The organism is Roseovarius sp. MBR-79 (assembly GCF_053628555.1).
Map to the genome: position 1 here is coordinate 291,007 of NZ_JBRJGP010000001.1, position 24,577 is coordinate 315,583.

22 protein-coding genes are annotated in these 24,577 nt (G+C 65.6%); 11 read left to right on the top strand and 11 right to left on the bottom strand.

Features of this window, described 5'->3' with window-relative positions; genetic code table 11:
* Positions 1-14: 14 nt before the first annotated feature.
* Together ACSSV8_RS01465 and ACSSV8_RS01470 are read right to left on the bottom strand one after the other, a co-directional pair.
* Positions 15-554: an NADPH-dependent FMN reductase gene (locus tag ACSSV8_RS01465; RefSeq protein WP_354538804.1), complete on the bottom strand. Its 540-nt coding sequence runs from the start codon at positions 552-554 to the stop codon at positions 15-17.
* A 182-nt stretch (positions 555-736) separates the two neighbouring features.
* Positions 737-1,642 carry a LysR family transcriptional regulator gene (locus tag ACSSV8_RS01470; protein ID WP_354538803.1) on the bottom strand — a complete coding sequence of 302 codons (906 nt, stop codon included), beginning with the start codon at positions 1,640-1,642 and terminating at the stop codon, positions 737-739.
* Positions 1,643-1,840: 198 nt separating this feature from the next.
* Here ACSSV8_RS01470 and ACSSV8_RS01475 point away from each other — a divergent pair, with 198 nt between their 5' ends.
* A complete protein-coding gene (locus tag ACSSV8_RS01475; protein WP_354538802.1) occupies positions 1,841-2,284 on the top strand; it encodes a DUF4399 domain-containing protein in 444 nt (147 codons plus the stop codon).
* Between the two features lie 3 nt (positions 2,285-2,287).
* Here the strand turns inward: ACSSV8_RS01475 and ACSSV8_RS01480 are convergent, their stop codons facing one another.
* Positions 2,288-4,315, bottom strand: a complete 2,028-nt coding sequence (locus tag ACSSV8_RS01480) for an NADPH-dependent 2,4-dienoyl-CoA reductase (protein WP_354538801.1) — start codon at positions 4,313-4,315, stop codon at positions 2,288-2,290.
* Between the two features lie 515 nt (positions 4,316-4,830).
* Between ACSSV8_RS01480 and ACSSV8_RS01485 the strand changes: the two genes are divergently transcribed.
* From ACSSV8_RS01485 to ACSSV8_RS01495, 3 genes are read left to right on the top strand one after another with little or no spacing between them, the layout of a single operon-like run.
* The gene (locus ACSSV8_RS01485) at positions 4,831-5,991 is read left to right on the top strand and encodes an acyl-CoA dehydrogenase family protein (RefSeq protein WP_354538800.1); all 1,161 of its coding nucleotides are present in this window, start codon (positions 4,831-4,833) and stop codon (positions 5,989-5,991) included.
* A 1-nt stretch (position 5,992) separates the two neighbouring features.
* Complete coding sequence (locus ACSSV8_RS01490) at positions 5,993-8,029, top strand: acetate--CoA ligase family protein (RefSeq protein ID WP_454281266.1); 2,037 nt, start codon at positions 5,993-5,995, stop codon at positions 8,027-8,029.
* Complete coding sequence (locus ACSSV8_RS01495; RefSeq protein ID WP_454281267.1) at positions 8,026-8,811, top strand: carnitinyl-CoA dehydratase; 786 nt, start codon at positions 8,026-8,028, stop codon at positions 8,809-8,811. The genes ACSSV8_RS01490 and ACSSV8_RS01495 overlap by 4 nt, the downstream gene beginning before the upstream one ends.
* Positions 8,812-8,838: 27 nt before the next feature.
* Here the strand turns inward: ACSSV8_RS01495 and ACSSV8_RS01500 are convergent, their stop codons facing one another.
* On the bottom strand, positions 8,839-9,969 hold the full coding sequence (locus tag ACSSV8_RS01500; RefSeq protein WP_354538797.1) for a type III PLP-dependent enzyme: 1,131 nt from the start codon (positions 9,967-9,969) through the stop codon (positions 8,839-8,841).
* Positions 9,970-10,077: 108 nt separating this feature from the next.
* Between ACSSV8_RS01500 and ACSSV8_RS01505 the strand changes: the two genes are divergently transcribed.
* Both ACSSV8_RS01505 and ACSSV8_RS01510 read left to right on the top strand, forming a co-directional pair.
* A complete protein-coding gene (locus ACSSV8_RS01505; protein WP_354538974.1) occupies positions 10,078-10,512 on the top strand; it encodes an Lrp/AsnC family transcriptional regulator in 435 nt (144 codons plus the stop codon).
* 89 nt (positions 10,513-10,601) lie between these two features.
* Complete coding sequence (locus ACSSV8_RS01510; protein ID WP_454281268.1) at positions 10,602-13,877, top strand: valine--tRNA ligase; 3,276 nt, start codon at positions 10,602-10,604, stop codon at positions 13,875-13,877.
* Positions 13,878-13,981: 104 nt separating this feature from the next.
* Here the strand turns inward: ACSSV8_RS01510 and ACSSV8_RS01515 are convergent, their stop codons facing one another.
* Together ACSSV8_RS01515 and ACSSV8_RS01520 are read right to left on the bottom strand one after the other, a co-directional pair.
* Positions 13,982-14,965: an NAD(P)H-quinone oxidoreductase gene (locus ACSSV8_RS01515; RefSeq protein WP_454281269.1), complete on the bottom strand. Its 984-nt coding sequence runs from the start codon at positions 14,963-14,965 to the stop codon at positions 13,982-13,984.
* 13 nt (positions 14,966-14,978) lie between these two features.
* Positions 14,979-15,668: a COQ9 family protein gene (locus ACSSV8_RS01520; RefSeq protein ID WP_354538794.1), complete on the bottom strand. Its 690-nt coding sequence runs from the start codon at positions 15,666-15,668 to the stop codon at positions 14,979-14,981.
* A 105-nt stretch (positions 15,669-15,773) separates the two neighbouring features.
* Here ACSSV8_RS01520 and rpsU point away from each other — a divergent pair, with 105 nt between their 5' ends.
* Entirely contained in the window at positions 15,774-15,980 is a 207-nt protein-coding gene (rpsU, locus tag ACSSV8_RS01525; protein ID WP_354538793.1) for a 30S ribosomal protein S21, read from the top strand.
* Positions 15,981-16,092: 112 nt separating this feature from the next.
* Here the strand turns inward: rpsU and ACSSV8_RS01530 are convergent, their stop codons facing one another.
* From ACSSV8_RS01530 to rlmN, 4 genes are all read right to left on the bottom strand, one after another.
* Positions 16,093-16,272, bottom strand: coding sequence for a hypothetical protein (locus ACSSV8_RS01530; RefSeq protein ID WP_354538792.1), 180 nt, complete (start codon positions 16,270-16,272; stop codon positions 16,093-16,095).
* A gap of 93 nt (positions 16,273-16,365) precedes the next feature.
* Positions 16,366-17,082, bottom strand: coding sequence for a gamma-glutamyl-gamma-aminobutyrate hydrolase family protein (locus tag ACSSV8_RS01535; protein ID WP_454281270.1), 717 nt, complete (start codon positions 17,080-17,082; stop codon positions 16,366-16,368).
* Positions 17,079-18,032 (bottom strand): amidoligase family protein, encoded by a 954-nt coding sequence (locus ACSSV8_RS01540; protein ID WP_454281271.1) that lies wholly within the window; start codon positions 18,030-18,032, stop codon positions 17,079-17,081. Before ACSSV8_RS01540 ends, ACSSV8_RS01535 begins: the two co-directional genes overlap by 4 nt.
* 2 nt (positions 18,033-18,034) lie before the next feature.
* A complete protein-coding gene (gene rlmN, locus ACSSV8_RS01545) occupies positions 18,035-19,213 on the bottom strand; it encodes a 23S rRNA (adenine(2503)-C(2))-methyltransferase RlmN (protein WP_454281272.1) in 1,179 nt (392 codons plus the stop codon).
* 277 nt (positions 19,214-19,490) lie between these two features.
* Here rlmN and ACSSV8_RS01550 point away from each other — a divergent pair, with 277 nt between their 5' ends.
* Positions 19,491-20,813: a hypothetical protein gene (locus ACSSV8_RS01550; RefSeq protein WP_454281273.1), complete on the top strand. Its 1,323-nt coding sequence runs from the start codon at positions 19,491-19,493 to the stop codon at positions 20,811-20,813.
* A gap of 44 nt (positions 20,814-20,857) precedes the next feature.
* On the opposite strand, the gene ACSSV8_RS01555 is transcribed toward ACSSV8_RS01550, so the two are convergent.
* Complete coding sequence (locus ACSSV8_RS01555; protein WP_454281274.1) at positions 20,858-21,442, bottom strand: DNA-3-methyladenine glycosylase I; 585 nt, start codon at positions 21,440-21,442, stop codon at positions 20,858-20,860.
* A gap of 96 nt (positions 21,443-21,538) precedes the next feature.
* Between ACSSV8_RS01555 and ACSSV8_RS01560 the strand changes: the two genes are divergently transcribed.
* The 3 genes from ACSSV8_RS01560 (at position 21,539) to phbB (ending at position 24,550) form a co-directional block, all read left to right on the top strand.
* The gene (locus ACSSV8_RS01560; RefSeq protein WP_454281275.1) at positions 21,539-22,375 is read left to right on the top strand and encodes an EAL domain-containing protein; all 837 of its coding nucleotides are present in this window, start codon (positions 21,539-21,541) and stop codon (positions 22,373-22,375) included.
* Positions 22,376-22,491: 116 nt separating this feature from the next.
* Positions 22,492-23,667 (top strand): acetyl-CoA C-acetyltransferase, encoded by a 1,176-nt coding sequence (locus ACSSV8_RS01565; protein ID WP_354538784.1) that lies wholly within the window; start codon positions 22,492-22,494, stop codon positions 23,665-23,667.
* 160 nt (positions 23,668-23,827) lie between these two features.
* On the top strand, positions 23,828-24,550 hold the full coding sequence (gene phbB, locus ACSSV8_RS01570; protein ID WP_354538783.1) for an acetoacetyl-CoA reductase: 723 nt from the start codon (positions 23,828-23,830) through the stop codon (positions 24,548-24,550).
* The last annotated feature ends 27 nt before the right edge of the window (positions 24,551-24,577 follow it).

Below are 24,577 nucleotides of genomic sequence, written 5' to 3' on the forward strand. Positions count from 1 at the left end.
CCGCCGCGCCCGCGTTACGCCACCACAGCGCGCAGCGCTGCCATCCGCTCGGTCAGGAGCTTTTGAGACATCTCGTCCTTGAGCCGCCCGTCATCGCCAAACGCGTTCATCGCGCCCGCGATCAAGACCGCCGTGCCCGGCACCAGCCGCGCCTGCAATTGCGTGAGACAAGACAGCGTCATGAATTGCGCCGTCTCGCCGCCCGTGCGCCCCGCCGAGGCCGAGACAACCACCGTCGGCTTGTCCTTGAACGCGGCACCCGGCACGCGGCTCACCCAGTCGAGCGCATTCTTGAGAACCCCGGTGATGCCCTTGTTGTATTCGGGCGCGCCGATCACCACCGCGTCCGCGGCCTTGATCTGCGCGGCAAGGGTCTGCACCGCCTCGGGCACGCCCTCGGCCTCTTCGAGATCGCCATCGTAGAGCGGCAACGCCAGATCGGCCTCGATGACCTCCGCGTCGCCAAAGCCGCGTGCGGCCTCTGCCAGAAGCATCCGGTTGTAAGAGCCCTTGCGCAGCGAGCCCGATATCAGCAACAGCACCGGTTTGGTCATAATATCTTCCCCTTGGTTTCGACGCGCTCTCGCGCCTGATCAGTCGGATAACTGGCGCAGCACCGCGGGTTTGACAAGCGCGCGCCCTGCACATGCCCTGTGCGTCCCATGAAAAAAGACCCGCCGGAATGGCAGGCCTTGGAGGTGCGCCGAAATCCGGCGAGGAGGACACTGGTTGGGGCCTACCAGTCGGTCGGCCCCTTGTCGGCGAATTGATGGACAAGAAAGTCGATGAAGGCACGCACCTTGGGCTGGGTAAAGCGCCCAGGCGGATAGACCGCGTAGATGCCGAGCGTCTCAAGCGGCAGATCGGGCATGGCGTCCTCGACCAGACCGGCGGCCATCGGCTTGGCATAGAGGAAAGAGGGCAGATAGGCGATGCCAAGGCCGGAAATCGCGGCATTGAGCAGCGACTGGCCATCATTGACGCTGAGGCCTCCCGCCGTGCGCACCTGCCGCTTTTCCCCCGAGGGCGCGGTCAGTTTCCAAACCGCACTGCCGCCCTGATTGGAGTAGTGCAAGAGCTTGTGCTCGTTGAGATCGTCGATCCTCTCGGGCCGTCCGTGTTTTGCGAAATAGGCGGGGCTGGCGATCATGCGCTTGGTCGTCTCCGACAGCCTGCGCGCGCGCAGGGTGCTGTCCTCCAGATCGCCGATCCGCACAGCCATGTCGAACCCCTCGGAAATCAGTTCGACATAGCGGTTGTTGAGCACCATGTTGACGGTGATATCGGGAAATTCCTCAAGGAAATTGCCAAGGATCGGGCTGAGATGGTTCACGCCGAAATCGGTCGCCACGGAAATGCGCAAGAGGCCCGAAGGGTCCGACTGCATCGAACTCACCAGCGCGTCGGCCTCGCCCGCGTCGTTGAGCACCCGCAGCGCCCGGTCGTAATAGGCAAGGCCGATCTCGGTGGGGCTGACGCGCCGCGTGGTGCGGTTCAGAAGCCGCGCACCGAGACGTGCCTCGAGCGAGGAGACATGCTTGGAAACGGCGGATTTGGAAATCCCCATCTTGCGGGCCGCGTCGGTAAAGCCGCCCTGATCCACCACCGTGGCGAAGGCCTCCATTTCCGTCAGGCGATCCATGCTGAAACCTCTTCTTGCTACTGAGGACCGTTTCTGACGGAAAAATCGGGCGCAACTGCGGCAGGTGCCTGACAATATCGCGGTCATCTCGGGATCGTTGATGGCCTGGAAACGCGGCGCACACGCGAAGGTGACTGTGGATCGCCGCATCGGGCGGTCTATCTTACCGATACCGGATCAATCCTGGAGGGTAAGCTGATGACTCGTTTTCTCGCATTTGGCCTTGTCGCTGCGTTGGCCATGGCCGCACCCGCGCTGGCGCAGGAAACCCCCGCGCCTGAGGGCGCCGAGGTCTATTTCGTCAATCTCGAAGACGGGGCCACGGTCACAAGCCCTGTCACCGTCATCTTCGGCCTGAACGGCATGGGCGTGGCCCCCGCAGGGACCGAGAAAGAGGCGACCGGGCACCATCACCTGCTGATCAACCGCCCGCCCTTTGGTGAGGGTGAGGGCGGCGCGGAGGAGTTGAGCTATGGTCTGCCCGCCGATGATAACCACAAGCATTTCGGCGGCGGTCAGACACAGGCGACCGTAGACCTGCCAGCCGGCCAGCACACGCTGCAACTGGTGCTCGGCGATGCCAACCATGTCCCGCACGTGCCCCCGATCATGTCCGGGGTGATCACCATCACCGTGGAATAACGCTCAGAGCGCGGCCGCGAGCCGCGTGCCCTGATCAATGGCGCGTTTCGCGTCCAGCTCAGTAGCGACATCCGCGCCGCCGATGACATGGGCGCGGATGCCTTTGGCCTCCAGCGCATCGGCCAGACTGCGCTCGCTCACCTGACCGGCGCAAAGAACGATCGTGTCGGCCTCGATGAGTTTCGGGTTTTCGCGCCCCTCGCCAAAGCTGACATGCAGTCCGCCCGCGTCGATCCGCTCGTAATTGACGCCGCCCACCATCTCGACCCCCTTCATCCGAAGGGAAGCGCGGTGGATCCAGCCCGTTGTCTTGCCAAGCCGCTTGCCAAGCGCCTCGGCCTTGCGTTGCAGAAGCGTGACGTGGCGCGCGGGCGGCGTGGGCTTCGGCCCTGCGAGTGCCACTCCGCCGCGCGCCGCCTCGGGATCGTCAACGCCCCATTCGGTGCGCCAGAGCGCGATATCCTCGGTGGGGCTCTCACCCTCGTGGACAAGGTATTCGGCCACATCAAACCCGATGCCACCCGCGCCCACCACCGCGACGCGCTTGCCCACTTTTGCCGTTCCGCGCAGCACATCGATATAGGTCACGACGTTGGGGCCGTCCTGTCCGGGAATCCCCGGATCGCGCGGGCTGACGCCGGTGGCGACGATGACCTCTTCAAAGTCTGCAAGATCATCGGCCCCCACGACGCGCCCCAGCCGGAGTGTTACACCGCTTTCGGCCAGCATCACGCCGAACCAGTCCACCAGCCCGTGAAACTCTTCCTTGCCCGGCACCTCTTTGGCCATGTTGAGCTGACCGCCGATCTGCTGTGCCTTGTCGAACAGCGTCACGTCATGCCCCCGCCCCGCCGCCGCGATCGCCGCCGAGAGACCGGCAGGACCGGCCCCGACAACGGCGATGCGCTTCGGCGTATCCGTGGGGGTGATGACAAGCTCTGTCTCATGGCACGCGCGCGGATTGACGAGGCACGAGGTCAATTTACCCGAGAAGGTGTGGTCAAGACAGGCCTGATTGCAGGCAATACAGGGCGCGATGGTTCTGGCGCGCCCCTCGGCCGCCTTCTTCACGAATTCCGCATCGGCAAGGAAGGGCCGCGCCATCGACACCATGTCGGCCGCGCCCCCGGCCAGCACCTCTTCGGCCACCTCGGGCGTGTTGATCCGGTTCGAGGTGATGACGGGGATGCCCACCTTGCCCATCAGCTTTTTCGTGACCCAGGCAAAACCCGCGCGCGGCACGCTTGTGGCAATCGTGGGAATGCGCGCCTCGTGCCAGCCGATGCCGGTGTTGAGGATCGAGGCCCCCGCCCCCTCGACCGCGTGGGCAAGCTGCACCACCTCGGCATGGGTGCTGCCCTCGGGGATGAGGTCGATCATCGAGAGGCGGTAGATCAGGATGAAGTCGGGGCCGACGGCCTCGCGGGTGCGGCGCACCACCTCCACCGGCAGACGCATCCGGTTCTCGTAAGAGCCGCCCCAGCGGTCGGTGCGCTTGTTGGTATGGGTCACGAGGAACTGGTTGAGGAAATAGCCCTCCGACCCCATGATCTCGACCCCGTCATAGCCTGCCTCGCGGGCGCGGGTCGCGGCGGTGACGATGTCCGTTATCTGCTTCTCGATGCCGTCCTCGTCCAACTCGCGCGGCGTGAACGGCGAGATCGGCGATTTGATGGGCGACGGGGCAACACATTCCTTGCCATAGGCATAGCGGCCCGCATGAAGGATCTGCATGGCAATGAGGCCGCCCGCGTCATGCACCCGGTCGGTGACCACGCGGTGATTGGCGATATCCTCGGGGCTGAACAGCCCCGCCGCCCCGGGAAACACGCCCCCCTCGCGGTTGGGGGCCATGCCGCCGGTGACCATCAGCCCCACGCCGCCGCGCGCGCGGGCGGCGTAGAATTCGGCCACCCGGTTCCAGTCGCGCGTCTCTTCCAGTCCGGTATGCATCGAACCCATCAGAACGCGGTTCTTCAGCGTGACATGGCCCAGATCGAGGGGGGCAAGAAGATGCGGATAGTCGGTCATGGCTCTCTCCCTTGGCTTATCCCCTGATGCCGCAGGTGGGCGTGCTTGTCACCCATGAACGCTGCGTTACGGGAGATGGCCCGGAGACGGGGCTTTGTTGCGATGCAGTGAGTGGGCTCTGTTGATGGCATGGATGCCCCTTCGATTTCTCCAAAAGAAATCGGATCGAAATCTTTTCAAGATTTCGAAATCCCGGCAGCGTCCGGACGTCAGGCGGCGGGCATGTCTTGTCACTGTCGGCCGTGTCAATGACGCGCCTCGGCATTCCGGCCAGAGGTGTCATGCCAGGATCGGCCATGGTCGGCCGGCGTGTGCAGCCCGTTTGATGACCTCGGCCATGGCCCCCGTTGCCGATCCTTGAGAGCATCAAGCGCCGCGCCGCCGCGCCGCACAGTCACCCTCGCGAAGCGAACCGGCGATTTTGCGACACGGGCACGCATGCGCCCTGATGCCAAGACTTGCCAAGCGCCTGCGGCGCGTTCCAAATGGGCGCGCATCGAACAGGGGGGCGGCCCGTGCATTTCGGACTGAACGCAGAGCAGGACATGATCGTGACCACGGTGCGGGCTTTCGTGGAGAAGGAGATATACCCGCACGAGGCGGAGGTGGAGCGCACAGGCAAGGTGCCGCCCGATCTGGCACAGCAGATCAAGCGCAAGGTCATCGACCTTGGCTTTTACGCCTGCAACTTCCCCGAAGAGGTGGGCGGCGCGGGCCTGTCGCATCTCGATTTCACGCTGGTGGAGCGCGAACTTGGGCGCGGGTCCATGGCGCTCACGCATTTCTTCGGCCGCCCGCAGAATATCCTGATGGCCTGCGAGGGCGCGCAGCGCGAGCGCTATCTCCTGCCCGCCGTGCGCGGCGAGCGGATGGACGCGCTTGCCATGACCGAACCCGATGCGGGATCGGATGTGCGCGGCATGACATGCCATGCGCGGCGCGACGGCGGCGACTGGGTGCTGAACGGCTCCAAGCACTTCATCTCCGGGGCGGATCACGCGGATTTCTTCATCGTCTTCGTGGCCACCGGCGTCGATGACACGCCCAAGGGCCCCAAGAAGCGGATCACCTGCTTTCTGGTCGATCGCGGCACGCCCGGCTTCGAGGTGCGCGCGGGCTATCACTCGGTCTCGCACCGCGGCTATCACAACTGCATCCTCAGCTTCGACGATTGCCGCCTGCCCGACACGCAGGTTCTGGGCGCGGTGGATGGCGGGTTCGAGGTGATGAACACCTGGCTTTATGCCACGCGGCTGACGGTGGCGGCGTTCTGTGTCGGGCGCGCGCGGCGCTGCTTCGATCACGCGCTTGGCTATGCGGCGGAGCGGCGGCAATTCGGCCAGCCCATCGGCCGGTTTCAGGGGGTGGGCTTCCAGATCGCCGACATGATCACCGAAATCGACGCGGCGGACTGGCTGACGCTCGCCGCCGCGTGGCGGCTGGATCAGGAGCAGCCCGCCAACCGGGAAATCGCCAGCGCCAAGCTCTATGCCTCCGAGATGCTGGCACGCGTGACCGATGCCACCTTGCAGATCCATGGCGGCATGGGGCTGATGGACGATTTTCCCATCGAGCGGTTCTGGCGCGATGCGCGGGTGGAACGGATCTGGGACGGCACCAGCGAAATCCAGCGCCATATCATCAGCCGCGACCTCTTGCGCCCGCTGGGGGCCTGAGATGGCCGCGCTCGACCGGCTGTTGCGGCCCCGCAGCATTGCGGTGATCGGCGGCGGCGCATGGTGCGAGAGCGTCATCCGCGAATGCCGCCGGATCGGCTTTGCCGGGGCGATATGGCCGGTGCATCCGACGCGCGAAACGGTGGGCGGCCTGTCCGCGCACCGCTCGGTTGACGCCTTGCCAGAGGGGCCGGACGCGGCCTTTGTCGGCGTGAACCGCGCGGCCAGCATCGAGGTGGTCGCAGCACTCTCGGCGCGCGGCGCGGGCGGCGCGGTCTGTTTCGCCTCGGGCTTTCGCGAGGCCAGAGCAGAGATGCCGGACGGTCCCGCGCTTGAGGAACGGCTGGTGGCGGCCGCGGGCACCATGCCCATTCTGGGGCCGAATTGCTATGGCTTCGTCAATGCGCTCGACCGCGCGGCACTCTGGCCGGATGTGCATGGCATGGTCCCCTGCGAGGCCGGCGTCGCGCTTGTCGGGCAAAGCTCGAACGTGGCGATCAACCTGACGATGCAGCGGCGCGGGCTGCCGCTGGCCTATGTCGCCACCGTCGGCAATCAGGCGCAGACCGGCATGGCCGATATCGGCGCGGCGCTGCTCTCGGATCCGCGCGTGACCGCGCTTGGCCTGCATATCGAGGGGGTGAGCAACCTGCGCGCCTTTGAGGCGCTGGCGCGGACGGCGGCGCGTCTCGGCAAGCCGGTTGTCGTGCTCAAGACCGGCGCATCGCCCGAGGCGCAGTTGGGGACCGTGTCGCATACCGCCTCGCTCGCGGGCAGCGATGGGGGCGCGCGCGCGCTGATGGCGCGGCTGGGCTTTGCGACGGTCGAGAGCCCCGCCGCCCTCATCGAGACACTCAAGATCCTGCACGTCACCGGCGGGCTTGCCTCGGCCACGGTCGCCTCCCTGTCCTGTTCGGGGGGCGAGGCGTCGCTCATGGCCGATCTCGGGCAGGCCGCAGGCGTGCGCTATCCGCCGCTTGACGCGCCTCAGGCAGGCGCGCTGCGCGCGGCGCTCGGGCCTCGGGTCGCGCTGGCCAATCCGCTCGATTACCACACCTATATCTGGGGCGACGAGGCCGCGCTGACGCGGTGTTTTTGTGCGATGATGACGGGGACGGCGGCGCTTGGTGTCGTGGTGCTCGATTTCCCGCGCCCGGACCGCTTCGACGCCCCCGACTGGCACCTTGTGGTCACCGCGACAGCCGAGGCGCGGCGCGTTTCGGGGCGGCCCATGGCGATCTTGTCAAGCCTGCCCGAGGGGATGCCCGAATCCGTGGCCTGCGAAATTCTCGGGCGCGGCCTGATCCCGCTTTGCGGCATGAGCGAAGGGCTTGCCGCCATCGCGGCAGCAGCCCATGTCACACGCACAGAGGCCGCGCCGCTTCTGCTGCCCAATCGCGCTACAACGGCTGGCACAGTCTGGACCGAGGCCGAGGCCAAGGCGCGGCTTGCCGCCCATGGCCTGCGCGTGCCCCGCGCGCGTGCCGTCCAAGGCACGGCGGCGGCGGTGGCGGCGGCGCGGGACCTGGGCTTTCCGGTGGTGCTCAAGGGCGCGGGGCTTGCCCACAAGACCGAGGCGGGCGCCGTGGCGCTCGATCTTGGCGATGCGGAGGCGCTCGAACGTGCCGCCCGCGCCATGCCCGCCGACGCGTTTCTCGTGGAAGAGATGATCCGGGGCGCGGTGGCCGAAATTCTCGTCGGCGTGCTCAACGATCCGGCGCATGGCTTCGTGCTCACGCTTGGCGCGGGCGGCGTGCTGACCGAGATCATGGCCGACACGACCACGCTGCTTCTGCCGGTGACGCGCGACGACATCCTCGCGGCGCTTGCCCGGTTGCGCATCGCGCCACTGCTCGCGGGCTATCGGGGGCGCGCGGGCGCGGATATCGAGGCGGTTGTGGCGGCGGTGCTGGCCGTGCAAGACTTCGTCACGGTGCACCGCGCCCGCGTGCAGGAGGTGGAGATCAACCCGCTCCTCTGCGGCGCGAATTTCGCCATCGCCGCCGATGCCCTCATCCGCATGGGAGACCCGGAATGACCCAATCCCCTCTGACCATCACCCGGCGCGGTGCCGTGCTCGAGGTCATCCTCGACCGGCCCAAGGCCAATGCGATCGACCTTGCCACAAGCCGAATGATGGGTGAGGTCTTTACCGAGTTCCGCGACGATGACGCGCTCCGCGTCGCCATTCTCACCGGCGCGGGCGAGAAATTCTTCTGCCCCGGCTGGGACCTCAAGGCCGCCGCCGAGGGCGACGCGGTTGACGGCGACTATGGCAAGGGCGGGTTTGGCGGTTTGCAGGAGTTGCGCGGGCTCAACAAGCCGGTGATCGCCGCCGTCAACGGCATCGCCTGCGGCGGCGGGCTGGAGCTGGCGCTCAGCGCCGACATCATCCTCGCCGCCGACCACGCCACCTTTGCCCTGCCGGAAGTCCGCTCGGGCACCGTGGCCGATGCCGCCTCGATCAAACTGCCAAAGCGCATCCCCTATCATATAGCCATGGAAATGCTGCTCACCGGGCGCTGGTTCGACGCCGAAGAGGCCGCCCGCTGGGGTCTGGTCAACCGCATCCTGCCCGCCGCCAAGCTGATGGCAGAGGCGCGCGCGCTGGCCGATGAGCTGGCGGCAGGCCCGCCGCTGGTCTTCGCCGCGATCAGGGAAATCGTGCGCGAGGCCGAGGACATGAAATTTCAGGACGCGCTCAACCGCATCACCAAGAGCCAGTTCGCAACCGTCGAACGCCTCTACCGCTCCGAGGATCAGCTTGAGGGCGCGCGCGCCTTCGCCGAAAAACGCGACCCGGTGTGGAAAGGACGATAGTCTGACGGGCGTCAGGGCCGCTTGGCGTCAAAGCCGCGTGACCGTCACCACATCGCGCAGCCCGTATCCGTTGAACGCGGTCGAGAGGGACCGGGTATAGGCCCCCATCCCGGCGATCAGCACATGATCGCCCTCCGCCATGTCGCCGGGCAGCGGCAGCGGATCGGGCAGCCGGTCGATGCTGTCGCAGGTCGGGCCGAACACCACACGCGCAACCGGTGCGCCGCGCCGTTCGGTGCCGTCGGGGGCGATGACGCGCACCCGGTCCGGGGCACCGATATCGCGGATCTCGGTCAGACTGCCATAAACACCATCGTTGAGGAACACCGCCCCGCACGCGCGGATTGCCTTGACCCGCAAGCCAAGGGTAAAGGCCTCGGCCACCATCGCGCGCCCCGGCTCACAGACAAGCGCGGGCGCCTCGGCCCCGAAATGCCGCGTCACCTGCGTGCCGATATGGGTGAAGATCGGCGTGAGGTCCGGCGCCTGCCCCGTGCGATGCGAGGCAAACCCGCCGCCGACGTTGAGCCGGTGAAGCCGCACGCCCGCGGCGCGCGCCACCTGAGCCGCGACACCGATATAGGCCCCCCACGCCGCCGGATCGGCGCATTGCGTGCCGGGATGAAAGGTGAGCGAGGGCACATGGCCTCGCGCCGCAACCTCGCGTAACAGCGCCGCCGCCTCGTCTGGCCCCAGCCCGAATTTCGCCCCGAAATCATAGGCCGCGCCGCGCACCGGCAGCGCCAGCCGCACACTCATTTCCGCATCCTGCGCCACCCGGCCACTCAACTTGTCCAGTTCGCGCAGGCAATCGACCGAATAGGCCCGCACGCCCATGGTGGCCGCAAACGCCACCTCGGCGGGCGAGCGGACCGGGTTGTGGTAATGCAGCACGGCATGGGGGCAAAGCGCACGGACCGCGCGCATCTCCTCGGGGCTGGCCACGTCAAAGGCCGCGATCCCCGCCGCCACCAGATTGGCCAGCACCTCCTCGCCCGGATTGGCCTTGACCGCATAGGTCACAAGGCCGGGAAACCCTGCCTGAAAGGCGCGCGCCGTGGCCTGAAGCCGGTCGGGCGCGAAATAGAGCACCGGCGCATCCGGCGCGGTGCGGGCAAGATGGGCAATCGGGTCGGACCAGGTCTCGGCGCGCTGCATCGGGGGCCTCTTTGCTGCGTTTTCATCAGTTTGCGGCAAATCATTGTCGAATCAACGCGTCACATCGTATAATTCGGCGAATAAATCAGCCATATCGGCAGCATCATGATGCAGATTGACGAATCCGACCGCGCCCTGATCGCGCTGTTGCAGGAAAACGCCCGCCTGCCCGTGGCCACGCTCGCCCGCCGCCTTGGCCTTGCCCGCACCACCGTTCAGGCGCGGCTCGACCGGTTGGAGGCCTCGGGCGTGATCGCGGGCTACGCGCTCAGGCTCGGGGCGCAGGCGCGCGCAGCCCTGCGCGCCACGGTGCTGCTGAGCATCGAGCCGCGCGCCGGCCCCACCGTGCTTGCCCGCCTCAAGTCGCTGGCGCAGGTGCGCCGTGTCCACACAACCTCTGGGCGGTTCGATCTCATCGTGACGCTCGAGGCCGAGACCACCGAGGCGCTCGACGAAACGCTCGACCGGATCGGCGAGGCCAAGGGCGTGCGCGGCTCCGAAAGCCTCATCCACCTTGCAACCAAGCTCGATCGAGGCCCCTGACCCCATTTTCGGCCGCCCGCGCCTTTTCCTTCCCGTCCACATTCGCTAGAGCAGGCCGGAACCCCGTGATCTGACAGGAACAAGACGTCATGGCGATGGACAAGACCTTCAACGCAGCCGAGGCCGAGGCGCGGCTTTATGCGGCATGGGAAAAATCCGGGGCCTTTGCCGCCGGGGCCAATGCGCGCCCCGGTGCCGAAAGCTTCTCGATCATGATCCCGCCGCCCAACGTGACGGGCAGCCTGCACATGGGCCACGCCTTCAACAACACGTTGCAGGATATCCTGATCCGCTGGCACCGGATGCGCGGGCATGACACGCTCTGGCAACCCGGCACCGATCACGCGGGCATCGCCACGCAGATGGTCACCGAAAAGGACATGGCCGCAAATGGCGAGCCCACCCGCCGCGAGATGGGGCGCGACGCCTTCACCGCCCGCGTCTGGCAACAGAAAATCAAGTCGCGCGGCACGATCATCGGCCAGTTGAAGCGCCTCGGCGCCTCCTGCGACTGGTCGCGCGAAGCCTTTACCATGTCGGGTGCCCCGGGTGCCCCCGCAGGCGAAGAGGGCAATTTCCACGACGCGGTGATCAAGGTCTTTGTCGATATGTACAACAAGGGGCTGATCTATCGCGGCAAACGCCTTGTGAACTGGGACCCGCATTTCGAGACCGCGATTTCCGATCTGGAGGTCGAGAATATCGAAGTGCCGGGCCATATGTGGCATTTCAAGTATCCGCTGGCGGGCGGGCAGACCTATGAATATGTCGAGAAGGACGCGGACGGCAACGTGACCCTGCGCGAGACGCGCGATTACATCTCCATCGCCACCACCCGGCCCGAGACGATGCTGGGCGACGGCGCGGTGGCGGTGCATCCCTCGGATGCGCGCTATGCGCCCATCGTGGGGATGCTCTGCGAAATCCCGGTCGGCCCCAAGGAACACCGCCGCCTCATCCCGATCATCACCGACGACTACCCCGATCCCACCTTCGGCTCTGGCGCGGTCAAGATCACCGGCGCGCATGATTTCAACGATTACGTCGTGGCGCAGCGTGGGGGCATCCCGCTCTACCGCCTGATGGACACCCGCGCCCATATGCGCAGCGACGGGGCACCCTACGCCGAGGCCGCCGCCCGCGCGCAAGCCATCGCCGAAGGCGCGGACTGGACGCCTGCGGAAATCGACACGCTCAACCTCGTCCCCGACCACCTGCGCGGCCTCGACCGGCTGGAGGCGCGCGCGCGCGTCATCGAGGAAGTGACCAATGAGGGTCTGGCGATGATGGTGCCGTCATCCCCCCCCACCCCGTCATCCCCCCACACCCCGTCATCCTCGGGCTTGACCCGAGGATCTCGGGCCACACTCACCCCGTCATCCTCCGGCTCGACCGGAGGATCTCAGGCGGCAGAAGATCCTCGGGTCAAGCCCGAGGATGAGGGCTCGATTGGGGACGACGGCTCTCTTGCCAATGACGGCACGAATGAGGATGACGTGGTCTTAATCCCCCTCGTCGATTCCAAACCCATCATGCAGCCCTTCGGCGACCGCTCCAAGGTCGTGATCGAGCCGATGCTGACCGATCAATGGTTCGTGGACACGGCAAAAATCGTGCAACCCGCCATCGACGCCGTGCGCTCGGGCGAGGTCACGATCCTGCCCGAGCAGGATGCCAAGGTCTACTTTCACTGGCTGGAGAATATCGAGCCATGGTGCATTTCCCGCCAGCTCTGGTGGGGGCATCAGATTCCTGTCTGGTACGGCTTTGACCTTTCCGCCCCCGGTTTCGAGGATGACGAGGGCGACGGCACACTCGATCTGGCGGAAATGCTGCGCCTGCTGAACGAGGGGCACCTCTCGCCGCTGATGGACTGCGCCGCCGGGTTCGATGCGGTGGCGGATGCCTTCCGCGACCGGCTGGCAAGCCTTCCCGTGCCGCTCGCGGCGATGCAGGTGGTCGAGGTCGAGAGCCGCGACGCCGCCCTGCACCGGCTGGCGCAATCGCTCGCCGATTACACCGCGACGCAGGACCCCACCCATCTCGTCTACCCGGTCTGGCGCGACCCCGACGTGCTCGACACCTGGTTCTCCTCCGGCCTCTGGCCCATCGGCACGCTGGGCTGGCCCGAGGACACCGAGGAGCTGAAAAAATACTTCCCCACCTCCGTCCTCGTCACCGGGTTCGACATCATCTTCTTCTGGGTCGCGCGGATGATGATGATGCAATATGCCGTCGTGGGGCAAAAACCCTTCTCCCATGTCTATGTCCACGCTCTCGTGCGCGACGAGAAGGGCAAGAAGATGTCCAAAAGCTTGGGCAACGTCCTCGACCCGCTTGACCTCATCGACGAATTCGGCACCGACGCGGTGCGCTTCACGCTGACATCGATGGCGGCCATGGGCCGCGATCTGAAACTCTCGAAAGAGCGCATCGCGGGCTATCGCAACTTCACCACCAAACTCTGGAATGCCGCGCGCTTTGCCGAGATGAACGGGGCCGTGGGCAGCGCGGCGACGGTGCCCGCGCCGACCGCCACCGTCAACAAATGGATCATCGGCGAGACCGCCAAGACCCGCACCGCCGTCGATGAGGCACTGGAGAATTTCCGCTTCAACGACGCGGCGAACACGCTTTATGCCTTTGTCTGGGGCACGGTCTGCGACTGGTATGTGGAATTTTCCAAACCCCTCCTGATGGATGGCTATGCCGAGACCCGCTCCGAAACACAGGCCACCATGGCCTGGGTCATCGACCAGTGCCTGATCCTCTTGCACCCGATCATGCCCTTTGTCACCGAAGAGCTCTGGGGCGTGCTCGGCCAACGCGAGAAACCGCTGATCCACGCCGACTGGCCAGACTATGGCCTTGATCTCATTGACAAAGACGCCGACCGCGAGATGGGCTGGGTCATCGCGCTCATAGACCAGGTCCGCTCCGTCCGCGCCCAGATGCACGTCCCCGCCGGCCTCTACGTGCCGCTCCTCGTCACCGAACTGAGCGACGCAGGCCGCGCGGCCTGGGACAACAACGCCGCCATGATAGAGCGCCTCGCCCGCATCGAAAGCCTGAGCGATACCGCCACCCTGCCCAAGGGCTGCGCCACCATCGCGGTCGAGGGCGCGACCTTCGGACTGCCTCTGGCCGACATCATCGACGTGACCGAGGAGAAGGCACGGCTGGAAAAGACCCTGGGCAAACTCGCCAAGGAAATCGGCGGCTTGCGCGGGCGGCTCAAGAACCCGAAATTCGTCGAAAGCGCGCCCGGGGACGTGGTGGCGGAGACCCGCGAGAACCTTGCCTTGCGCGAAGAGGAAGAGGCCAGGCTGCGCGCCGCCCTTGACCGGCTCGCCGAGATCGGCTGACGGAACGCCTCCGGCGGGAGTATTTCAGGAACGATGAACCTGCCCCGCCCGGTTTCATCGTTCCATAAATACTCACCTTTCCTGCTCCCGCCGCCGGGCGCTGCTCAGGCCACTTTGAGAACGATCTTGCCGATATGCGCGCTTGTTTCCATCCGCGCATGGGCCGCCGCCGCCTCGGCCAGCGGATATTCGGAATCCATCACCGGGGCCACACGCCCCGCCTCGATCAGCGGCCAGACCTGTGCGCGCAAGCCGTCGGCGATGCGCGCCTTGGCCAGATCGCTTTGCGGGCGCAGCGTGCTGCCGGTGATCGTGAGGCGCCGCATCATCACCTGCGCGAAATTCAGCTCCACCTTGGGGCCTTGCAAAAACGCAATCTGCACCAGCCGCCCGTCATCTGCCAGCGCGCGCACATTGCGCGGCAGGTAGTCGCCGCCCACCATGTCGAGGATGAGATCGGCCCCGCCCTCGGCGCGCAGCACCTCGACGAAATCCGCCTCGCGGTAGTTGATCGCGCGCTCTGCCCCCAAGCCCATGCAAACGCGGCATTTCTCCGCCGATCCGGCGGTGGTGAACACGCGCGCACCAAAGGCATGGGCAAGCTGAATCGCCGTGGTGCCGATGCCCGATGATCCGCCATGCACCAGGAACCGCTCACCGCCCCGCAGCGCGCCGCGCTGAAACACGTTGGACCACACGGTAAAAAACGTCTCGGGCAGACAGGCCGCCTCGCGCAGACCCATCCCCGCAGGCACGGGCAGGCAATGCGCGGCGGGCGTCGCCACATATTCAGCATAGCCGCCCCCCGGCAAGAGCGCGCAGACCCGGTCGCCCACCTGCCAGCCGCTCACGCCCGCGCCGAGCGCCACGATCTCGCCCGCGCCCTCCAGCCCCGGCAGGTCCGAGGCCCCCGGCGGCGGCGCGTAAAGCCCTGCCCGTTGCAGCGCGTCGGGCCGGTTCACCCCGGCATAGGCCAGCCGGATCACCACCTCGCCCGCCCGCGCCACGGGGCGGGGCCGGGTGGTGGGGGTCAATACCTCCGGCCCGCCGGGTTGCGTGATCTCGACCGCCTGCATCGTCTCGCTCATGTCGTGCCTTTCCTCAGTTCTGGCGGCCCCAACGGCCCGGCATTCCGGCCTGCTGCGCGCCCTGCGGCGCGCGCACCCGCCCCAGGATCGAGAGCGGCCCGGCCATCAGCCCCGCCACGAGCCGGTTCTCTCTCGCGCGCGCTTTCAGCGTCTCGATCCGCATCACATCCTCGATCCGCCGATCGAGAAACGCCCAGGTCGCGGTCTTCCCCTCGCTCTCGTCGCCGAGCCAGTAGAGCACCGTCGCGCCGTAAACCCCCGAGAGCGTGGCGCGCTTCGTATACCAGTTGATATCCTCGGACCTATCGCCAAGCGCCGTCCAGATCCGGTCAGCGGTGGACCAGAGCGCGCGGGCACCGTCGCGCCCATGCTGCGGCAGCGCGAATAGCGTCATGCCGCGCCGCACCAGTTCGCGATCCTCGACCGCCTCGAGCCGCGCGCGCACCGCGAAAACCACCCGGTCGCGGAACCGCATCGCCGAGAGATCGGCAGCGTCGAGTGCGGCCGCCATCGCCGCGTCGCCTTCCTCGTGATAGGCCAGCGCCAGATCGACCGCGCCGCGCGGACACACCGCCGCGACCAGCGCGGGCGTTATCCCCAATTCTTCCGCGGCCAGCCGCAGCGTCGCCTCGCTCCACCCGTCAAAGGGCACATGCGGCTTGGCGGCCTCGAGCAGGCGTGATTTCAGATCGGTCTCGGACATGGGAATTTCCTCCGCTCTCGCACCCTAGACAAGTTCGGGGCGCTTTGCTATACGGCCACTTCCTGCAGATCTTGCAACTTTAACTTAGGAAGGTGGTGACACCATATGCAGGTTAGTGTTCGCGACAACAATGTCGATCAGGCGCTCCGCGCCCTGAAGAAGAAATTGCAGCGCGAAGGCGTTTTCCGTGAAATGAAGCTCAAGCAACATTTCGAGAAACCGTCCGAGAAAAAAGCGCGCGAGAAGGCCGAAGCGATTCGCCGTGCCCGGAAACTGGCGCGCAAGAAAGCGCAGCGCGAAGGTCAGATCTGAGGCTTCGCCGCAAGATTTTCCGACACGCAAGTGACGACCCCCGGGCACCCGCTTCGGGGGTTTGTCGTTTTCGGGGCTGTGGCCAGGGGGCGCAGGCCGCCTCGGCTCGGCCTCAGTTCAACCGGCACAAGGCTCCGCCGCGCAGGATCGAGGTGACGAAAAGCCCCTCGGCATCGTTGCGGATCGCATAGCCATAGCCCCGCACCCGGTGGCGCCACTCCCGATCAGAGATGGCCTTTTTGCGCTCGCTCATCACGAGGGCGCGGATGTCGTCGGTTGTGTCCAGAATCATCGTTTCCATCCTTGTTACAGTCAGTCGATGGATCACGGATAGTTGACACCTGTGGCGGCAATCGCGCCGGATTGTGGCAGGCGCGCGGAAATGTCAGGGCGCGGCGGCATCGACGCCGGGCAGTTGCGCAGCCTGTGCCCGGCAGGCGCGGGCGGCGGCCACCAACGCGCGGAAAATCCCCATCTGGCGGCGCGCGTAAAAGAGATGCTCGGGGTGCCACTGCACGCCAAGGGCAAAGGGCTCTGCCACCCGCTCGATCGCCTGGATCATCCCGCCCTGATCGCGCGCGGCCACGCGCAGCCCCGCGCCCAGCCGGTCCACCGCCTGGCTGTGCAGCGCGTTGACCTTCATCGGTGCAGACCCGGCGAGCCGCGCCAACCGCGTGTCGGGTTCCACATGCACAAGCTTGCGCGGCAGGATCGTGCGCCGGTGATCGCTGGCGGCATAGGTGGCATAGGCGTCCTGATGCAGCGTGCCGCCCAGCGCCACGTTGAGCATCTGGCTCCCTCGGCAAATTCCCAGAACCGGCCGGTTTCGCGCGAAGGCATCGAGCACCACGGCACGCTCCAACGCGTCGCGGTCGGGGTCGAGCCGCGCCGAGGTGACGATCCGCCCGCCATAAAGGTCGGGTGAGATGTCGTCGCCGCCGCCGATGATGACTCCGTCCACCGCGCCCATGTCGGTCTCACGCCCCGCCTGCCAGCGCCGTGCGCGCCCGCCTGCCAGCCAGACATTCAGTGCAATGAGCGGATAGATGCGCCAGCCCGACCGTGCCGAGACGGTGACGCCGATCACCGGGCGGATGTTCATTCCCGGTCGATCCCCGCGGTTTGCAGGATGCGGCCCGCGCGCGCGGCCCAGCTTTGCCGCGACAGGGTCAGAAGGCCGTGATCGTCCTCCCAGGCATCCGAGAGGCGGCGCAAGAGGGCGCTGTCGCCCGCCACCCGCTCGACCATCACCCACCTGCGCCATTCCGCCGCCAGCGACCAATTGGCCTCGTCGATGCGGCAATCGGGCAGGCGGAAATGAAAGGTGGGGCGCGCCGAGGTCTTGTCCTCGATCGCCGCCGCGATGCGCCCCGGGTCGAAATGCGCGAACAAAGGCAGCATGTCGAGCCCGCGATTGCGGCTTGGCGTATGGGTCAGATACAGCCCGGTGATCGCGTCGCGCGTGGCCCCCGGCCCCGCCGTGATCAGCGCGCGCACGAAGTCGGTCAGGTATGGGTCGGTAAAGGGCAGCAGGCGGCGCGCCTCGTCGATGGGACAGGCGGCGCGCAGCCAGTCCTCGATCAGCGCATAGGCCAGTAGCGGGCGCACCGTGTCGGCATCCCGCCCGCTGGCCACCTCGATGTTGAAATGCACGCCAAAACCAAAGAGCAGCCCCGCGCCGCTCCCCAATGCGCCCGCGTTGCGCAACGCCTCGCGCAGGGCATCGAGCCGCGCCAGACCCTCCATGTCGAGGGGTTCGGTCACGATCTCCACCGGCACGACCTCGCGCCCCAGATCGAGCGCCAGATCGCGCAGTCTCGTTTTCGTCGCGTTGCGCAGGAAAATATCGAGATAAACCTCGATCGCGCCAATATCCGAGCCGTCCACGGCCCAGATATGGCTGTCCTTCTGCTCTGCCCTCCCGCCCAGAACCTCGGCGCAAAGCCGTGCCACCTCGGCCTCGGGCAAGCCGCCAAGCTCGATCTCCACGCCCACGCGGCGCGGCTTGCCGTCAGAGTTCATGGGGTGCGGCAGGACGTTGAGACCAGGCACGCTCAAAGCCCCGTCTCGGCCTCGATCTGCGCGCGGCTCTTGCGCGCGCGCTCGGTGGCGGATTTGAGCTGGCCACAGGCGGCCATGATATCCTCGCCGCGCGGCGTGCGGATCGGGCTGGCGTAACCGGCCTTGTAGATGATGTCGGCAAACCGCTCGATCCGCGCCCGGTCCGAACGCGTGTAGGGACTGCCGGGCCATTCGTTGAACGGGATGAGGTTGATCTTGGCCGGGATCCCCGCAATGAGCCGCACAAGGCGGCGGGCATCCTCGTCACTGTCGTTCACGCCCTTGAGCATGACATATTCGAACGTGATCCGCTCGGAATTGCTGAGGCGCGGATAGTCGCGCAGCGTGGCCAGAAGCGTCTCGATGTTCCAGCGCTTGTTGATCGGCACCAGCTTGTCGCGCACCTCGTCGGTGGTGGCGTGAAAGCTGACCGCCAGAAGACAGCCGATCTCTTCTGCCGCCCGCGCGATCTCGGGCACCACGCCGCTTGTCGAGAGCGTGATGCGGCGGCGCGACAGCGAAATCCCCTCGCCATCCATGGCAATCTTCATCGCGTCGCGCACGTTCTCGAAATTGTAGAGCGGCTCGCCCATGCCCATCAGCACGATGTTGGAGATGAGGCGCGGCCGCTCTCCGGCCCCCTCGCCGGGGCGCGGCCATTCGTCCAGGTCGTCGCGCGCCAGCATCACCTGACCGATGATTTCCCCGGCCGTGAGGTTGCGCACCAGCTTTTGCGTGCCGGTATGGCAGAACGAACATGTCAGCGTGCAGCCCACCTGCGAGGAAATGCACAGCGTGCCGCGATCCGTCTCGGGGATATAGACCACCTCGACCTCGTGCCCGCCCGCGATCCGCACCAGGTATTTGCGCGTGCCGTCCGCGCTCACCTGCTTGTTCACGACCTCGGGGATCTCGATGACGAAGCGCTCGGCCAGATCGGCGCGATAGCCCTTGGCGAGATTGCTCATGGCCGCAAAATCGCGCACGCCCCATTGATAGATCCATTGCCAGATCTGGTTCACGCGCATCTTCGCCTGACGTTCGGGCGTGCCATGCGCGATCAGCGCCGCCCGCAGCCCCTCCCGCGTGAGGCCCACAAGGTTCACCTTCCCCTCCGGCAGCTTGCGGGGGAGGGTCAGCACGTCCTGGGTGATCGGGGCGGTGGGGGTCATGGCATGGTCCTGCGGGTCATCTCCCGCTCCATATAGTCCATGCGGCGCGAATGCGAAACAGGGGATGGGGTGTCGCCGCGCGGGGATGTCTGCCGCATCGCCCGCCGCGCATCCCCGCCCTGCACGATAGTCGCTCGGGCGGCCCGCCCCGGCACATAACCGGCCACCGGGCCTACGCTAAACATTTGGCATTGGCACCCGCCGGTGCTAGCCTCGGCGTATTGCGGGTGAGACGCTCGCCCAGAGGAGCGCCGGGAATAGTGTGTGCGAGGATTGCGTGAAACCGCATATCGGGACGCTTCGGGGTGGGCGCGCCCTCAGAGTCATGAGCGTTGCCCGGCATATTGCGCTATGCATCCTCGCCTGCACTGTGATTTTTGCACACATAGGTCACGCTGAAGAGGTCGAGGACTATTCGGGGCCACGGCTGAGCCTTCCCTTCGGCTTCTACAACGAGACGTTCGGCCTTACCGGAGGTTGGGTCGAGGGTCGGGTCGGGTATCCGCAACCCGGAGCCCGCGTATTCGGCACGGTGATGGTCGGTGCCGAAGGGTCGATACTCGGCTTCGCCATGGCGCAGAATTTGCGCTTTCCCGGACTGGACCGCCTTTTCATAGACCCGATGTTGTCCATCGGCATTTTTGACAACGCCGACACCTTTATCGACGGAAACCCTGCTTTCATCGGCCAGCGCGCCGGCACGAACGATTCGGATGAGAACAATTTCGTGTCCGGGGATGTGTCGGACAATTTCGCACGGGTGAGGTTTCGATACCTGCTGCCGATCGGCCACGGGCGTGACCAGATCATGCCCGACTACAAGATGATCGACGGCGAGCTGTATTCCGGCGCCACTGGTGGGCGGTCTCTCAATCCGTTCGAAAGCGGCCGCAGTTTTCTGGAGGTGCGGCCCTTCTGGCGATCTCTGGACGTCGAAAGCAACACCTTCAACGAGGATATTCGCACGAACGGACTTGATCTGATTTATTTCTGGGACAATCGGGATTTTCCGTACAATCCCACCAAAGGCAACGGCGTCAGACTGCAATATTCCAGGGATTTCGGCCTGTTCGACAGTTCGGATTCCTGGACGGTCATTCAGGCCGAGGTGGATGCCTATCACGACTTCGGCAGAACCGGTTGGTTCCGGAACCGGATCCTCGCGGTCGATTTCTGGACCGCCGATACGCCGTCGTGGAATGCCAACGGAAACATCATCAGCAACCGCCCCCCGGCCTATACCGGCGCAACGCTTGGCGGGCTGTGGCGGATGAAGGGCTATCCGACGCAGCGATTCAACGACCGCTCGGCCATCTACTATTCCGCCGAGCTTCGCCTGACGCCGCACTGGAATCCGTTCGACAACTGGCCCGCCGTGCAGAACAGGCTTGGGGTCGAGTGGATTCAGATCGTTCCGTTCGTCGAGGTCGGTCGCGTTGCCGGCAAATACGATCTTGCAGAGTTGCATTCCGACATGAAATGGAATGTCGGAACCGGACTGCGTGCCTGGGTCAAGGGCTTTCTTGTAAGGGCGGATACCGCCATCTCCGACGAGGGTGTCAGGGTGCAGATGATGATTGGCCAGCCGTTCCAGTTCTGATCAAGACGCCTGCACCAGCGGGATCGGATCGTTTTCAAAAGGTCTCAGGCAACGAACGTGCTGCCCCCCAGCCGTGCCACCGGCGCGTGGCAGGGACAGGTAACGAGGTGATCGTTGACCATCCCCACTGCCTGCATGAAGGCGTAAGTGATCGTGGGGCCGCAGAATTTGAATCCCCTTTTCTTCAAATCCTTCGAAAGTTTGCGGGAAATTTCCGTCTCGGCCGGCACCTCGGCCAGCGTCCCGAAACGGCTCTGGATCGGTCTTCCATCGACGAAATCCCACAGGTAGGCGGCAAAGCCCTGCTCTGCCTCGATGGCAGCCCAGGCGCGGGCGTTGGTGATCGTCGCCTCGATCTTGCCGCGATGGCGCACGATGCCGGGATCACCCAGCAGCCGCACCACCTCCGCCTCGCCCCATCCCGCGATCACATGCGGATCAAACCCCTGAAAAGAAGCGCGAAAATTTTCCCGCTTCTTGAGGATGGTCAGCCAGCTCAGCCCCGCCTGAAACCCGTCCAGCACGAGCTTTTCAAAGAGTGCGCGGGCATCGCGCTCGGGCACGCCCCATTCCTCGTCGTGATAGGCCAGATAGAGCGGGTCGGGCCCCGCCCAGCCGCAGCGTTCCATCGCCTGCTCCCGTCAATCGTTCAAATGCGCGCTTTAAGCGATCCTTAAGGGAAAGCGCGCATCGTGCAAGCGCATCAAACGGGATCGGAGGGCGCCATGACGCACAACGGCAAATGGGCGGATGTTCCGGCGGGCCATGACAATCCGCTCAACTACGCCGTTTCGGCACGCGACCGCTCGGTGATCGAGATGGTTGACATTGCGGTGCGGCACAAACAGGTGATGCTCGCCTTCCAGCCGGTTGTGACCGCGACGCAAACGGACAAGCCCGCCTTCTACGAGGGGTTGATTCGCGTCACCGATGCGACCGGCCGGGTGATCCCGGCACGCGAATTCATCGGCCAGATCGAAACCCGCGAACTCGGCCGTATCATCGACTGCCTCGCGCTGGAAAAGGGATTGGCCACGCTGGCGGAATTCCCCGATCTGCGGCTCTCGATCAACATGTCTGCGCGCTCCATCGGCTATGGCCGCTGGCTGCGCACCCTGAAAAAGGGGCTCGGCGCGGATCCAACCATTGCCGAGCGGCTGATCCTCGAGATCACCGAAAGCTCGGCGATGCTGGTGCCAGAGCTTGTGGTGGGCTTCATGAAAGACCTGCAAATGCAGGGGATCGGCTTTGCCCTCGACGATTTCGGCGCGGGCTACACCTCGTTTCGTTTTCTCAAGGATTTCTTCTTCGACATCCTCAAGATCGACGGGCAGTTCATCCAGGGCATCGCAAACAATGCCGACAATCAGGTGCTGACCGCCGCATTGCTGAGCGTCGGGCGGCAATTCGACATGGTCACAGTCGCCGAAAGCGTCGAGCGCGCCGCGGATGCGGCCTATCTCACCGCGCTCGGAATCGACTGTCTGCAAGGATATTATTTCGGCGCACCGACCGTGCGCCCACCCTGGCTCGATACCGGGTTGGCGCGCGTGACCGCCTGACGCGCGCCTCTGGCGTTGCCGCGGCGCAGCGCTTAAGATATGACCATTGCACAGGCTGCTCGAACCCCGCGACGGGAGGCGGGGGGCGGCATCCCAACCCATGGTGGAGGACCTCAATGACCAACGTAGTAATCGCATCCGCGGCCCGCACGGCTGTCGGGTCTTTTGGCGGCGCGTTCGCCAACACCCCTGCGCATGATCTGGGCGCCGCCGTGCTCGCGGCCGTGGTCGAGCGCGCGGGCATCGACAAGGCCGAGGTTTCCGAAACCATCCTTGGCCAGGTTCTCACCGCGGGGCAGGGCCAGAATCCGGCCCGTCAGGCCCATATCAACGCCGGTCTGCCGATCGAGTCCGCCGCTTGGGGCATCAATCAGGTTTGCGGGTCGGGCCTGCGCGCCGTGGCGCTCGGCGCACAGCACATCCAGCTTGGCGATGCCGCCATCGTCTGCGCGGGCGGGCAGGAGAACATGACCCTCAGCCCCCATGCCGCACATCTGCGCGCGGGTCACAAGATGGGTGACATGAAATATATCGACACCATGATCCGCGACGGGCTCTGGGACGCGTTCAACGGCTATCACATGGGCCAGACCGCCGAGAATGTCGCCAATCAATGGCAGATCACCCGCGACCAGCAGGACGAATTCGCCGTGGCCAGCCAGAACAAGGCGGAGGCGGCGCAAAAGGCCGGTCGCTTTGACGAGGAGGTGATCGGCTTTACCGTCAAGACCCGCAAGGGCGACATCATCGTGGACAAGGACGAGTATATCCGCTTTGGGGCAACCATGGAGGCGATGCAGAAGCTGCGCCCCGCCTTCACCGCCGACGGCTCGGTCACCGCAGCGAACGCGAGCGGTCTCAACGATGGCGCGGCGGCGACCCTTCTGATGTCCGCCGACGAGGCAGAGCGGCGCGGCATCGAACCGCTGGCGCGAATCGCCTCGTATGCCACCGCCGGACTTGATCCCTCGATCATGGGCGTGGGGCCGATCCATGCCAGCCGCAAGGCACTGCAAAAAGCGGGCTGGAGCGTCGAGGACCTCGATCTGGTCGAGGCGAACGAGGCCTTCGCCGCGCAGGCCTGCGCCGTCAACAAGGAGATGGGCTGGGATCCGGCCATCGTCAACGTGAACGGCGGGGCCATCGCCATCGGCCACCCGATCGGCGCCTCGGGCTGCCGCGTGCTCAACACGCTTCTGTTCGAGATGAAGCGCCGCGACGCGAAAAAGGGCATCGCCACGCTCTGCATCGGCGGCGGCATGGGCGTCGCGCTCTGCGTCGAGCGCCCGTAACGGGCAGACAGCGCTTCGGACCGGCAAAAGGGCGCTCCTCATCGGGCGCCCTTTTTTCGAACACCGGTCAACTCCCGGAAAGTTTATAGAGCAACAATATTGCGCATGACGCACCAAGCCGATAACCAAGTTACACGCCACAGCCAAATCGGAGGAGACCATGGCCAGAACTGCACTCGTCACCGGAGGATCGCGCGGGATCGGAGCCGCCATTTCCAAGGCCCTCAAGGCCGCAGGCCACAACGTCGCCGCCACCTATGCAGGCAATGACGAGGCCGCCGCCAAATTCACCGAGGAAACCGGCATCAAGACCTATAAGTGGAACGTCGCCGATTACGACGAATCGAAAGCCGGTATTGCGCAGGTCGAGGCCGATCTCGGCCCGATCGACATCGTGGTGGCCAATGCCGGCATCACCCGTGACGCGCCCTTCCACAAGATGAGCCCGCAGCAGTGGAAAGAGGTCATCGACACCAACCTCACCGGCGTGTTCAACACCGTTCACCCGGCCTGGCCGGGGATGCGCGACCGTGGCTTCGGCCGGATCGTCGTTATCTCGTCCGTCAACGGGCAAAAGGGCCAGTTCGGCCAGGTCAATTACGCCGCCACAAAGGCCGGTGATCTTGGCATCGTGCGCAGCCTGGCGCAGGAGGGTGCGGCCAAGGGCATCACCGCGAATGCGGTCTGTCCGGGCTATATCGCCACCGAAATGGTCATGGCCGTGCCCGAGGCCGTGCGCGAAAAGATCATCTCGATGATCCCCGCCGGCCGCCTTGGCGAGCCCGAGGAAATCGCCCGCTGCGTCGCCTTCCTTGTTTCCGACGATGCGAGCTTCATCAACGGATCGACCATCTCCGCCAACGGCGCGCAGTTCTTTTCCTGATCGCACAATCGCGGCAAAGGGCCGGGG